Source organism: Nocardioides islandensis, from assembly GCF_015352455.1.
GTDB classification, from domain to species: Bacteria; Actinomycetota; Actinomycetes; order Propionibacteriales; family Nocardioidaceae; genus Nocardioides; species Nocardioides islandensis.
On sequence record NZ_JADKPN010000002.1, the window covers coordinates 353,441 to 365,050 of the forward strand.

Sequence of the window (11,610 nt, forward strand, 5' to 3'; positions counted from 1 at the left end):
GTGTTCGGCGTCGGCCTTCCGGAGATGATCACCATCGCGCTCGTCGCGGTGCTCGTCTTCGGACCCGACCGGCTGCCCGACCTGGCCCGCCAGGCCGGTCGGATGGCCCGTCAGCTCCGCACGTTCGCCCACGCGGCGCGCGACGAGCTGCGCACCGAGCTGGGGCCGGAGTACGCCGACCTGCAGCTGCGCGACCTCGATCCGCGCGTGATCGTGCGCAAGCACATCATGGAGGCGATGAACGAGGAGGACGACGTCGAGCAGAGCAAGCGGCGCCAGCGTCCCCTGCACGAGGGCGAGGCGCCGCCGTTCGACCTGGACGCGACCTGACGGACTCTTGGGGGACACGGAACATGGCAATCTCACGGTGGTGGCAGCTGTCGCTCGGCGTTTTCGTCGGCGCGTACTTCGTCCTGTTCCTACCCCGGCTCTCCTTCTTCGTGGCGATCATCATCGGCCTGGTGCTGGCGTGGGCGAGCCTGAAGAGCGACGGTGACGACGCGATGACCGCCGTGGGCGCCGGCTTCCTCACCGGCGTGCTGGGCGTCGGTCTGTTCCACGTGGCCTCGATCCTCTTCGGCTCACCCTTCTGATGGTTCGCGTCGCCCAGGGCGTCGGTGGCTTCGTCCTGGGCGCGCTGCTGATGATCCTCGTGCCGCCCATCGGCCTGGCGATCGCGCTCGTGCTGGGCGGCATCCTCGCCTGGGGGCGGCTGCGTCGTCACGACGTCACCGCGCTCACCCCCGCCGCGGCCGGGTACCTCGTCGCCGCAGCGGCGTACGTCGTGCTGGCCGTGCTCGCGGCGCTGTAGGTCCCGGGCTAGGTCCCGTCGCTCTGCACGGCGCCCACCGTGCCGAGCGGCAGCAGGACCGATCGGGGCTCGTCGCCCACGGTGCGTGCCTCGACGAAGTCCGAGCCCACGCGTACGAGCACCACGTCGTGCCGGGTGCCGGAACGGGTCACGACCATGCACGGGGCTCCCTCGTCGGCGAGCCGGCGCAGCACCGAGCCGAGGCCGAGCCGCGCGACCGGCGACCAGGCCACCTCCGGGATCGCACGGCCCGAGAGGCCGCGGACGGCCTCGACCGCGTCGGTCGGCACCAGCCACTGCCGGACGCCGCCGGCGACCAGGCACCAGCCCGGGCCGACGCGCTGGAGCTCGCCGGCGACCCGCCCGGCCCCGGCCACGTCCAGCGTCACCTCGTCGCCCACCGAGGCCATCAGCCGCGCCGCCAGGGTGACCGCGGCGTACTCCGCGCGGCTCCGGTCGGCCAGCTCGGCGTCGCGGTCGGCGGCGTACAGCGCCTCGGCCTGGCCCTCGAGGTCGTCGAGCAGGTCGAAGAGGCGTTCGTCCCAGGCCACGACGCCGAGCCTGCCACGTCCGGCGGGCTGTGGATGACCACTTGTCAACCGGGTCTGTCGAGCGTTGACTAAGGCAAACAGATGCAAACGAAAGGTTCGGCATGGATCTCGGGACGCCGCTCTCGCGCACCCGCTGCGCGCTGGTCTGGGTTCTCACGACGGCGTTCGCCGTCCTGCTGGGCGGGTGGCTGTGGCCGGTCGTCGCGGCACCGGGGGCGGCAGGCTTCGAGTCGGCGCTCGTGCGGGTCTGCGCGTGGGTGGCTACGGCGGTCACGGTCTGGCTCTGGGTGGGGGCGACGCTGGTGGCGACCGACGCGGCGCGCGGTCGGCCGGGTCCGCGGCGCGGGGTGCCCGAGGTGATCCGTCGCGGGGTCCTCGTGCTCTGCGGGGTCGCGGTCACCGCCGGGCTCGCCACCCCGGCGCTGGCTGCGGGTGGTTCGGCGCCCGAGCCCGGCGTGCTCTCCGGGCTCCGGCTCCCGGAGCGCATCGCGGTCAGCCGGGTGCCGGCCGCGGCCCGGCCCGCTCCCCCGCCGCCTGCCGACGACCACGTCGTGGTGCGGCCGGGCGACTCCTTCTGGTCGATCGCCGCGCGGCGACTCGGACCGGGAGCCACCGCGGACGAGACAGCCCGCGCCTGGCCCCTGCTGTACGCCGCCAACCGCGAGGTCGTGGGCGCCGACCCGGGGCTCCTCGAGCCCGGTCAGCGCCTGGTCGTCCCGCGCGAGGGGCTGACCCGATGACGATCACCCAGCTGCGGCCGGTCCGGGTGGCCAGCGTGCAAGGCGCCCTCGCTCTCGACCTCACCGCCCACCAGGACCCGCCCGACGCACCGGTGGCCCCGGTGGTGGACCTCGGCCGGGTCGCGCGCGGGGAGTTCGAGCGGTTCGCGGGGCGCATCATGCAGGCGGTGGTGGAGATCGTGGGCGGCGACCGGCCGGTCACCCAGCTGCTGCGCTGGACCTCGCCGGAGGTCTACCAGGACCTCGGGCGCCGAGCCCTGCTCGTCAGCCGGTCCGTCGGCCGCCGCCCCGGCCAGGGAGGCGTCCAGGGCACGCGGCCCCAGGTCATCGGCCTGCACACGTGCTTCGTGGCCGAGGGGGTCGCCGAGGTCAGCGCGCACGTCCGCTACGGCCGGCGCTCCCGCGCCGTCGCGGCGCGGTTCGAGCAGCGCCGCGACCGGTGGTTCTGCTCCGCGCTCGAGTTCGCCTGAGCGACCATGGGCGGGTGACGCAGACACACCACGGCGTGGACCGCGAGCAGCCCTGGCGCGACGACGAGGTCATGCGCGGGCGGGTCCTGGTCCTGACGGACAACCCCATCGCCCGGGCCATCGAGACCATCGCCACCGCCGTCGGCCACCAGGTGGTCGTGGTGCCCGAGGACGACGGCGGCCCGAGCCTGGCGTCGCTGTCGGTCCGTGCCGGCGATGCCGTCGTGCTCTGCGACCACGACGCCCCGGACGCGCCGGCCTGGCTGCGTGACGCGCTCGCCTCGGAGGCGTCCTACGTCGCGATGATGGCCAGCCGACGCCGGGCCGAGGGCCTGCTCGCCGACCTCGAGGCCGAGCACGTGCCCGGCCTGGCGAAGCTGCACGTCCCCGCCGGCCACGACCTCGGCGGCAAGGGTCCCGGCGAGATCGCCCTCTCCGTCGTGGCCGAGATCGTGGCCGAGGCCCATGGCCGGCCCGGCGGGCCGATGCGCGGTGCGCGGTGAGCCTGGAAGCGTTCGGCGTCAGCGGAGAGCCAGTCGGTGGGTTCTGGAAGCGCCTGTTCAGCTGACGCGCGCGGTGAGGCCCGTCGGGCCGCCCGGCGCGCCGTGGCAGCGCTTGTACTTCTTGCCGGAGCCGCACGGGCACAGCTGGTTGCGGCCGACGTCGGCGAACTCGTCGCCGGCGTTGGTGACCGTCGAACCCGCCACCTCCACCTCGCCCTGCTCGGACGGGGCCGAGTAGGAGAGGTTCTGCGGCTGCTTGGGCTTCTCGAGGCCCTTGGCGCGGATCTGCGGCGTCTCGCGGCCGACGTTCCCCGGCTTCTTGAGGTCGATGAGGCCGGGATCGGCCAGGTCACGGGACGCGGTCGGGAGCTCGGCGCGCATCGGCTCGAACGCCTCCTCCTCGGCGGGCTCCTCGTCGTCCTCGACCTGGACCTCCAGGTTGAACAGGAAGCCGACCGACTCCTCCTTGATGCCGTCCATGACGGCGGCGAACATGTCGAAGCCCTCGCGCTGGTACTCGACCAGCGGGTCGCGCTGGGAGTAGGCGCGCAGGTAGATGCCCTCGCGGAGGTAGTCCATCTCGTAGAGGTGCTCGCGCCACTTGCGGTCCAGCACCGAGAGCACGACGCGTCGCTCGAGCTCGCGCATGACCTCGGAGCCCACCTCCGCCTCGCGCCGGTCGTAGGCCTCGTGCGCGTCCTTGGTCAGCACCTCGATGAGGTGGTCGCGGTCGATGTTCGCGACATCGCCCGCCTCCTTCTCCAGCACCCTGAGGTCCACGCCGACCGGCCAGATCTGGCGCAGCTGGACCCACAGGTCGTCGAGCTGCCACTCCTCGGCGAAGCCCTCGGTGGCGCCTCGGACGAAGCCCTCCACGACGTCGTCGATGAACGAGCTGATCTGGTCCTCGAGGTCGGCGCCCTCGAGGACCTTGCGGCGCTCGCCGTAGATGACGTGCCGCTGGCGGTCCATCACGTCGTCGTACTTGAGGACGTTCTTGCGGGACTCGAAGTTCTGCGACTCGATCTGGCCCTGGGCGTTGGCGATCGCGCCGGTGACGCGCTTGTTCTCGATCGGCACGTCGTCGGGGATCTTGAGGACCTGGAGGACCCGGTCGACCCAGTCGGACTTGAACAGCCGCATCAGCTCGTCCTGGAGCGACAGGTAGAAGCGGGACTCGCCCGGGTCGCCCTGACGGCCGGAACGACCACGCAGCTGGTTGTCGATGCGCCGGGACTCGTGACGCTCGGTGCCGACGACGTACAGGCCGCCGAGCGCCTTGACCTCGTCGTGCTCGTTGGCGACCTGGGCCTTGATCTTCTCGACCATGTGCGGCCAGGCGGTCTCGTAGGCCTCGCCGTCCTCGAACGGGTCGAGTCCCTGCTTGCGGAGCTCGGCGTCGGCGAGGAAGTCGACCGAGCCGCCGAGCATGATGTCGGTACCGCGGCCGGCCATGTTGGTCGCGACCGTGACGGCGCCCTTGTGACCGGCCATCGCCACGACCTGCGCCTCGTCGGCGTGCATCTTGGCGTTGAGGACCGTGTGCGGGATGCCGCGCTTCTTCAGCTTCTCCGACAGGTGCTCGGACTTCTCGACCGAGACGGTGCCGACGAGGATGGGCTGACCCTTCTCGTGGCGCTCGGCGATGTCCTCGACGACCGCGTCGTACTTGGCCTCCTCGGTCCGGTAGACGAGGTCGGCCTGGTCCCTGCGGATCATCGGCAGGTTGGTCGGGATCGGGACGACGCCGAGCTTGTAGATCTTGTCGAACTCGGAGGCCTCGGTCATGGCCGTGCCGGTCATGCCCGAGAGCTTGTCGTAGAGGCGGAAGTAGTTCTGGAGGGTGACGGTCGCGAGCGTCTGGTACTCCTCGCGGACCTGCACGCCCTCCTTGGCCTCGATCGCCTGGTGCAGGCCGTCGTTGTAGCGGCGGCCGGCGAGCATGCGGCCGGTGTGCTCGTCGACGATGAGCACCTCGCCCTCCATGACGACGTACTCCTTGTCGTTGCGGAACAGCTCCTTGGCCTTGATGGAGTTGTTCAGGAACGAGATGAGCGGGGTGTTCGCCGACTCGTAGAGGTTCTCGATGCCGAGGTGGTCCTCGACCTTGTAGATGCCCGGCTCGAGGACGGAGATGGTGCGCTTCTTCTCGTCGACCTCGTAGTCGACGTCCCGGACGAGCGTGCGCGCGATCTTGGCGAACTCGGCGTACCAGCGCACCTCGTCCTGCGTGGGGCCGCTGATGATGAGCGGCGTGCGGGCCTCGTCGATGAGGATCGAGTCGACCTCGTCCACGATCGCGTAGGGGTGCCCGCGCTGCACGCACTCCTCGATCGAGGAGGCCATGTTGTCGCGCAGGTAGTCGAAGCCGAGCTCGTTGTTGGTGCCGTAGGTGATGTCGCAGGCGTAGGCCTCGCGGCGCTCGTCGGGCCGCATGTGCGGCAGGATCACGCCGGTCGTCAGGCCGAGGAAGTGGTGGATGCGACCCATCCACTCCGCGTGGTACTTGGCCAGGTAGTCGTTCACGGTGACGACGTGGACGCCGCGGCCGTTGAGGGCGTTGAGGTAGGCCGGCAGCGTGGCCACCAGGGTCTTGCCCTCACCGGTCTTCATCTCGGCGATGTTGCCGAGGTGCAGCGCCGCGCCGCCCATGACCTGCACGTCGTAGTGCCGCTGGCCGATGACCCGCTTGGCCGCCTCGCGGACCGTCGCGAAGGCCTCTGGCATCAGGTCGTCGAGCGTCTCGCCCTTCTCCAGGCGCAGCTTGTACTCCGCGGTCATGCCCTGCAGCTCGGCGTCGGACATCTTGACGAAGTCGTCCTCGATGGCGTTGACGGCCTTCGAGATCGACTCCAGCTGACGCAGGATCTTGCCTTCGCCGATGCGGAGCAGTCGGTCGAGAATCGCAGGCACGAGCGTGCACTCCTTGGGGCTGACGAACGTCTGGGAACGGCCCCGCCACTCTACCGAGCGGCTCCTGGCCATCCGTCATCGTCAACGGGCGCCCCCAGGCGGGAGTTCCACCTTTCGTGTGCATACCCATTGACACGAATCTCTCTTTGGTGTCAACTACCACTGACATGAAAACGACCCGCAAGTACACGATGGGCGCCCGCGCCGAGGCCGTCGAGGAGACCCGGCGGCGCATCATCGACGCCCTTGTCCACCTCGCCGAGACACGGCCGTTCGCGGACATCTCCCTCGACGACGTCGCCGGGGGCGCTCAGGTGAGCGTGCAGACCGTGCTGCGCCGCTTCGGCAGCCGCGACGCGCTGTTCGCCGAGGCCATGCGGACGGCCCAGTCGAACGTCCAGGCCGAGCGGCGTACGCCGCCGGGTGACGTCGAGGCGGCCGTGCGCACCGTGGTCGACCACTACGAGAAGCGGGGACGGGTGGCGCTGCTGATGCTGGCCCAGGAGGACCACGACCCCTTCGCCCGCAGGGTCACCGACTTCGGCAAGGCACTGCACCGCACGTGGGTGCGCGACGCCTTCGCCCCCCAGCTCGCCGAGCTGACCGACGACGAGACGACCCTCGACCTGCTCGTCGTGGCGACCGACGTCTACACCTGGAAGCTGCTGCGGGTCGACCGCGGCCTGTCCCGCGCCACCGCCGAGCGACGGATGCGCATCCTCGTCGACGCCGTCCTGGCGTCCGCCACCACCCCACGGAAGGACACCCTCTGATGGCCGACATCCTCGTCGTCACCTGGGACGGGGGCGGCAACGTCGCGCCCGCCCTCGGCATCGCCACCGAGCTGCAGGCCCGGGGCCACACCGTCCGGTTCGCCGGGCACGCCCGTCAGCACGAGTCGCTGACCCGCGCAGGCTTCGAGGTCGTGCCCGCCCGCCACGCTCGCCCGTTCTCCGCGCTCGACGCCAACTCGGTGCCCACGATGGTCAAGACGTTCGGCGACCGCGGGCTCGGTCGCGACGTGATGGGGGCGCTCGCCGAGCGGCCGGCCGACCTGGTCGTCGTGGACTGCCTGCTGTTCGGCGTGATGGAGGCGCTGCGCGAGTCGCGTACGCCGTACGTCGTCCTCGAGCACCTCTACGACGAGTACTTCCGCAAGGGCTGGATGCGTGGCCCGATGGGCATCGGCATGCGCGCGATGCGGCTGAAGCCGGACGCCTCGCTGACGGCGGCCAGGGCGACGTACGTCGCGAGCCTCCCCTCGCTGGACCCGGCGGGCGCCGTGGCCCGCACCGGGGTCGAGTACGTCGGACCGGTCGTGCCCTTCTCCCCGCACATCCCCGCGGACCCTGCGGTGCTCGTCAGCCTCAGTACCTTCCGCTTCCCCAAGATGCAGCAGTGCCTGCAGACCGTCCTGGACGCGACGGCCGGGCTCGACGCCCGCGTCGTCGTCACCACCGGGCCGGTGGTCGACCCCGCCTCGCTGCGGACCGCGCCCAACCACGAGGTGCACCGGTTCGTGCCGCACGCCGAGCTGATGCCGCGGATGTCGCTGGTCGTCGGGCACGGCGGTCACTCCACGACCATGCAGGCGCTGGCCCACGACCTTCCGCTGGTCGTGATGCCGATGCACCCGATGCTCGACCAGCCGATGGTCGGGAAGACCGTCGAGGCCGCCGGCGCCGGGCGCCTGGTGCCGAAGAAGATCGACGCGGCGGCGCTGCGGCCGGTCGTCGAGCAGCTGCTGGCCGACGGACCGCACCGGGCCGCGGCCGCCCGGCTGGGCGCCGAGATCCGCTCGATGCCCGGCGCGACGAACGTCGCGGACCGGATCGAGGCGCTGGTCAGGAACGGAGCAGCGGCGCCAGATCGCCACGGGGCTCGACCGTGAGGGAGTCCATCCCGAGCCACCCGGCGAGGCGGACGAGCTCGGCCGACAGCTCCTCGGCCGTCTCGAGGGGTGCGTGCGGCTCGGTGTAGGCCGCCTTGACGACCAGCCGCCCGGACTGCCGGTCGGCCTTGAGGTCGACCCGGCCGACGATCTCCTCGCCCAGCAGGAACGGCAGGACGTAGTAGCCGAACTGCCGCTTCGGCGCAGGCGTGTAGATCTCGATGCGGTAGTGGAAGTCGAAGAGCTTCTCGGTCCGCTCGCGCAGCCACACGACCGGGTCGAACGGGCTCAGCAGGCTGCGCGCCCCGACCTTGCGCGGCCGGCGGGCGTCGCGGTGGAGGTACGCCGGGCGGTTCCAGCCCTCGATGCGCACGGGCTCGAGCTCGCCCTCGTCGAGGAGGTCCTGGATGGCACCCTGCGTGGCACGGTTGCCGGCCCCGGGCTGGAGGCGCATCCGGTAGTAGTCGGACAGGCAGCGGGCCGTCGCCACCCCGTGGGACCGGGCCGCCCGCCTGACGAGCTCGCGGTTGGCCTCGTCGAGGGTCGGCGTCGGTGCGGCGAGGACCTCGGGCGGCAGCACCCGCTCGGGCAGGTCGTAGCTGATCTCGAACTGGCTGTTGCGCCCGGCGATCGCGACCTCCCCGACCATGTAGAGGTAGTCGAGCGCGCGGCGGGTCGCCGACCAGTTCCAGCCCCAGTTCTCCTTGCTGCGCGGCAGCCCGTCGTCGAGGTCGCGCGCGGTGGAGGCGCCGCGGTCCTTGATCTCGGCCATCAGGTTGGCGATGAGCGCCTCGCTGACCTCGCTCCCCCACCACTTGTGCTTCTGGGTGCGGTACGACGCCATCCGGTGCCGCATGACCGGCCACAGCTCGACCGGCATCAGGGCCTGGACGTGCGCCCAGTACTCCACGAGCCGCCGGGGCTTCCCCGCGCTGGCCCGGGCGAGCAGGTCGACGTCGTAGGCGCCCATCCGGGAGTACAGCGGCATGAAGTGCGCTCGCTGGAGCACGTTGACCGAGTCGACCTGGAGCACGCCGGTGCGCTCGACCGTGCGGTTGAGCGTGCGCATGGTCGGCGCCTCATGTGGCTTGTCCAGGAACCCCTGCGCCGCCAGCGCGATCCGCCGCGCCTGCGACTGGCTGAGCGTCGTCACCACCCGAGAGACACTAGTGAGCCGCACCGACATGACTCGTCGGTCGAGGCAGCTAGGGCAGGTCCAACAGCTTTTCTCGCACGGCGTACATCACGGCCTCCATGCGGGAGTGGAGCTGCAGCTTCTCCAGGAGGTTGCGGACGTGGTTCTTGACGGTGTTCTCGGAGATGAAGAGCTGCTTGGCGATCTCGCGGTTGTTGAGGCCCTTCGCGACCAGGCGCAGCACCTCGAGCTCGCGCTCGGTGAGGCGCAGGCCGGGAACGGCCGAGCGGTCGGGACGCGACATCTGCTTGAACTCGTCGATCAGCTTGACCGCCATCGACGGACTGATCAGCGACTGCCCGTCGGCCACCACGCGGACGGCCTGGGACACCTCGTCGATCGAGGAGTCCTTGAGGAGGTACCCCGAGGCGCCGCTCTTGACGGCCTCGTAGAGGTCGGCCTCCTCGTCGGACGAGGTCAGCATGATGATCTTGGCGGCCGGCACGGCCTCCTTGATCTCCTGGCAGGCCTCGATGCCGGAGCGCTTCGGCATCCGGATGTCCAGCAGCACGACGTCGGGCGCGGTGCTCGCCGCGAGGGCCACGCCCTCGACGCCGTCACCGGCCTCGCCGACCACCTCGATGCCGTCCTCGGCACGCAGCAGCATGGTCAGGCCGCGGCGGAACAGCTCTTGGTCGTCGACGACGAGGACCCGGGTGGGCTCGGGGGGAGAGGCCTCCTGGTTCACTGACACCACGGCATCATGACACGCCAGGGCCATCGCCGAGGCCGCTTCACCAACCTCGGGCACTAGGGGTCAATGGCCCGAACGGGCGGTGCGTCCCTAGTCAGGTCCCTCGTCACCCACGTCCAGCGAGATCACGCCGTAGTCGTAACCGCGGCGCCGGTACACCACGCACGGACGCTCGCTGTCCTTGTCGACGTACAGGTAGAAGTCGTGGCCGACGAGCTCCATCTCGTACAGCGCCTGCTCCAGGGTCATCGGCGTGGCGGCGTGGGTCTTCTCACGCACGACCAACGGCCCGTCGCCGGTCACCGTGATGGGGCCGACCTGGTGCTCGGAGACACCCGGCTCGGCCTCCTCGACCTCGGGGATCTCGAGCACGTCGGCGACGCGCTCGCGCCGCTCGCGGTGCACGCGCCGGCGGTCGGCCGCCTTGCGCATCTGCGAGGCCATCTTGTCCAGGGCCAGGTCGAGCGCGCCCATCTTGTCCTCGGCGGACGCCTCGGCGCGGATCACCGGGCCCTTGGAGAACGCCGTGAGCTCGAGGCGGACGGCCCGGTCGGACTGGCGCGGGTTGCGTTCCTGCTCCACCTCCACCTGGACGCGGATGATGCGATGGTCGTGCTTCTCGAGCCGTGAGAGCTTCTCGGTGACATGACTGCGGAATCGGTCAGAGAGCTCACAGTGCCGGCCGGTGACGACCACATCCATGCGTTGACCTCCAGTACCACTAGGGGATGGGGAGAGGGGAAACCAGGGATGGAGCCCGTCCGGCCGACCTGGTCTTCGACCCCACAACCGCCTGCTGAGGGGCTCGCAGCTCGTCTGCCACTACTGCCCTTCTCCCGACGTGCGCCATGTCTGATGACGCCGGCGAGGCAGGACTTACCTCTAAGCCGCACCGTGATCCCATCCGGCCCGTGAGGGACGGCTGGTTACGTGGACCGTTTCGCCTGCGACTGGCTTCGGCTAGCCACCCGGCTGGTACATCCACTGGCCGGGTGGTGCAACCACGGACCCGGACGGACTCCATGATGAGACGTTAGGCCATGACCCCTCACCACGAAAGCCCGGTGCCGCTCTGCGGGAGACGCCGGCGGGTGGCGGCGGCGGTGGCCACGGCGACGACGGTGGTCCCGACCTCGGCGAGGGCGCGCTGGGCCTCGCGCGCGGTGGCGCCGGTCGTCAGCACGTCGTCGCAGACGACCAGCACCGCCTCGGGCGAGCGGCGCACCAGGCGCCGCAGCGAGGAGGTCGGACAGCACATCGACCCGTCCAGGTTGGCCGCCCGCGCGACGGCGTCCAGCCCCGACTGGTCGGCCACGCGGGCGCGGAACCTCAGCAGGCGCAGGGCACGGACGTCGTACGCCGCGTGGCGCAGGAGGCCGGCCGCGCGGCGGGTGATCGTCCAGGTGGGGTCGTGCCCGCGCGCCCGGACGGTCGCCGGCCGGGAAGGTACGGGGACCAGCACCACCGGCCGACGGGCGAGGCCGGCGTCCTCCAGGGCCGCGGCCACGGACCGTGCCAGCAGCCGGGCGAGCGGGCCGCGCAGGGCGTGCATGGCTCGCTCCTTGTGACCGACGACGAGCGCGCGGGCCGTCCCGGCGTACTCCGCCGACGTCCACGGCACGACCAGCCCGGCCGGTACGGGAGTCGGCCAGGCGACCCGGGCGGGCTCGTCGACCGCGTCGGCACACGCCGGGCAGAGCAGCCGGCCGGGCCGGTCGCAGCCGACGCAGCGGGACCCGAGCAGCAGGTCCGCGGCCGCGTCGGCGAGCTGGTCGAGCACGTGTCCGATCGCAGCACCTCGCGGGCCGGTCGGCGAGGTCCGGCGGCCGGCCTGTGGAGGAG

At 71.3% G+C, this 11,610-nt stretch carries 14 protein-coding genes; 8 read left to right on the plus strand and 6 right to left on the minus strand.

Translation table 11 applies throughout. From position 1 onward, the window contains the following. The 3 genes from ISU07_RS07210 to ISU07_RS07220 are packed head-to-tail and all read left to right on the plus strand — an operon-like array spanning nucleotide 1 to nucleotide 811. Nucleotides 1–330 (plus strand): sec-independent translocase, encoded by a 330-nt coding sequence (locus ISU07_RS07210; RefSeq protein WP_194706074.1) that lies wholly within the window; start codon nucleotides 1–3, stop codon nucleotides 328–330. Between the two features lie 23 nt (nucleotides 331–353). Next, nucleotides 354–593 carry a hypothetical protein gene (locus ISU07_RS07215; RefSeq protein WP_194706075.1) on the plus strand — a complete coding sequence of 80 codons (240 nt, stop codon included), beginning with the start codon at nucleotides 354–356 and terminating at the stop codon, nucleotides 591–593. Continuing rightward, nucleotides 593–811, plus strand: a complete 219-nt coding sequence (locus tag ISU07_RS07220; protein ID WP_194706076.1) for a hypothetical protein — start codon at nucleotides 593–595, stop codon at nucleotides 809–811. Before ISU07_RS07215 ends, ISU07_RS07220 begins: the two co-directional genes overlap by 1 nt. Before the next feature lie 8 nt (nucleotides 812–819). Here ISU07_RS07220 and ISU07_RS07225 read toward each other — a convergent pair whose 3' ends face one another. After that, nucleotides 820–1,362 carry a hypothetical protein gene (locus tag ISU07_RS07225; RefSeq protein WP_194706077.1) on the minus strand — a complete coding sequence of 181 codons (543 nt, stop codon included), beginning with the start codon at nucleotides 1,360–1,362 and terminating at the stop codon, nucleotides 820–822. Nucleotides 1,363–1,463: 101 nt separating this feature from the next. On the opposite strand from ISU07_RS07225, the gene ISU07_RS07230 reads away from it, so the two are divergent. From ISU07_RS07230 to ISU07_RS07240, 3 genes are read left to right on the plus strand one after another with little or no spacing between them, the layout of a single operon-like run. Further along, the gene (locus tag ISU07_RS07230; RefSeq protein WP_228521401.1) at nucleotides 1,464–2,102 is read left to right on the plus strand and encodes a LysM peptidoglycan-binding domain-containing protein; all 639 of its coding nucleotides are present in this window, start codon (nucleotides 1,464–1,466) and stop codon (nucleotides 2,100–2,102) included. Next, nucleotides 2,099–2,572 carry an Rv3235 family protein gene (locus ISU07_RS07235; RefSeq protein WP_194706078.1) on the plus strand — a complete coding sequence of 158 codons (474 nt, stop codon included), beginning with the start codon at nucleotides 2,099–2,101 and terminating at the stop codon, nucleotides 2,570–2,572. Before ISU07_RS07230 ends, ISU07_RS07235 begins: the two co-directional genes overlap by 4 nt. 14 nt (nucleotides 2,573–2,586) lie before the next feature. Continuing rightward, complete coding sequence (locus ISU07_RS07240; protein ID WP_194706079.1) at nucleotides 2,587–3,075, plus strand: XdhC family protein; 489 nt, start codon at nucleotides 2,587–2,589, stop codon at nucleotides 3,073–3,075. 57 nt (nucleotides 3,076–3,132) lie between these two features. On the opposite strand, the gene secA is transcribed toward ISU07_RS07240, so the two are convergent. Continuing rightward, complete coding sequence (gene secA / locus ISU07_RS07245) at nucleotides 3,133–5,988, minus strand: preprotein translocase subunit SecA (protein ID WP_194706080.1); 2,856 nt, start codon at nucleotides 5,986–5,988, stop codon at nucleotides 3,133–3,135. Nucleotides 5,989–6,155: 167 nt separating this feature from the next. On the opposite strand from secA, the gene ISU07_RS07250 reads away from it, so the two are divergent. Then, entirely contained in the window at nucleotides 6,156–6,761 is a 606-nt protein-coding gene (locus ISU07_RS07250) for a TetR/AcrR family transcriptional regulator (protein WP_194706081.1), read from the plus strand. Next, nucleotides 6,761–7,879 carry a glycosyltransferase gene (locus ISU07_RS07255; RefSeq protein ID WP_194706082.1) on the plus strand — a complete coding sequence of 373 codons (1,119 nt, stop codon included), beginning with the start codon at nucleotides 6,761–6,763 and terminating at the stop codon, nucleotides 7,877–7,879. Before ISU07_RS07250 ends, ISU07_RS07255 begins: the two co-directional genes overlap by 1 nt. On the opposite strand, the gene ISU07_RS07260 is transcribed toward ISU07_RS07255, so the two are convergent. The 4 genes from ISU07_RS07260 to ISU07_RS07275 form a co-directional block, all read right to left on the minus strand. Then, the gene (locus tag ISU07_RS07260) at nucleotides 7,833–9,035 is read right to left on the minus strand and encodes a winged helix-turn-helix domain-containing protein (RefSeq protein WP_323742476.1); all 1,203 of its coding nucleotides are present in this window, start codon (nucleotides 9,033–9,035) and stop codon (nucleotides 7,833–7,835) included. The genes ISU07_RS07255 and ISU07_RS07260 overlap by 47 nt on opposite strands. 49 nt (nucleotides 9,036–9,084) lie before the next feature. Continuing rightward, nucleotides 9,085–9,768 (minus strand): response regulator transcription factor, encoded by a 684-nt coding sequence (locus tag ISU07_RS07265; RefSeq protein WP_323742477.1) that lies wholly within the window; start codon nucleotides 9,766–9,768, stop codon nucleotides 9,085–9,087. Nucleotides 9,769–9,858: 90 nt separating this feature from the next. Continuing rightward, on the minus strand, nucleotides 9,859–10,470 hold the full coding sequence (gene hpf, locus ISU07_RS07270; protein WP_194706085.1) for a ribosome hibernation-promoting factor, HPF/YfiA family: 612 nt from the start codon (nucleotides 10,468–10,470) through the stop codon (nucleotides 9,859–9,861). 346 nt (nucleotides 10,471–10,816) lie between these two features. After that, a complete protein-coding gene (locus ISU07_RS07275) occupies nucleotides 10,817–11,548 on the minus strand; it encodes a ComF family protein (RefSeq protein WP_323742478.1) in 732 nt (243 codons plus the stop codon). Between the last annotated feature and the right edge of the window lie 62 nt (nucleotides 11,549–11,610).

Bases quoted from the DNA above. Each gene is read 5' to 3' on its own strand.
- ISU07_RS07215 (WP_194706075.1), top strand. From the start codon at position 354: ATGGCAATCTCACGGTGGTGGCAGCTGTCGCTCGGCGTTTTCGTCGGC.
- ISU07_RS07220 (WP_194706076.1), top strand. From the start codon at position 593: ATGGTTCGCGTCGCCCAGGGCGTCGGTGGCTTCGTCCTGGGCGCGCTG.
- ISU07_RS07230 (WP_228521401.1), top strand. From the start codon at position 1,464: ATGGATCTCGGGACGCCGCTCTCGCGCACCCGCTGCGCGCTGGTCTGG.
- ISU07_RS07235 (WP_194706078.1), top strand. From the start codon at position 2,099: ATGACGATCACCCAGCTGCGGCCGGTCCGGGTGGCCAGCGTGCAAGGC.
- ISU07_RS07250 (WP_194706081.1), top strand. From the start codon at position 6,156: ATGAAAACGACCCGCAAGTACACGATGGGCGCCCGCGCCGAGGCCGTC.
- ISU07_RS07255 (WP_194706082.1), top strand. From the start codon at position 6,761: ATGGCCGACATCCTCGTCGTCACCTGGGACGGGGGCGGCAACGTCGCG.
- hpf (WP_194706085.1), bottom strand. From the start codon at position 10,470: ATGGATGTGGTCGTCACCGGCCGGCACTGTGAGCTCTCTGACCGATTC.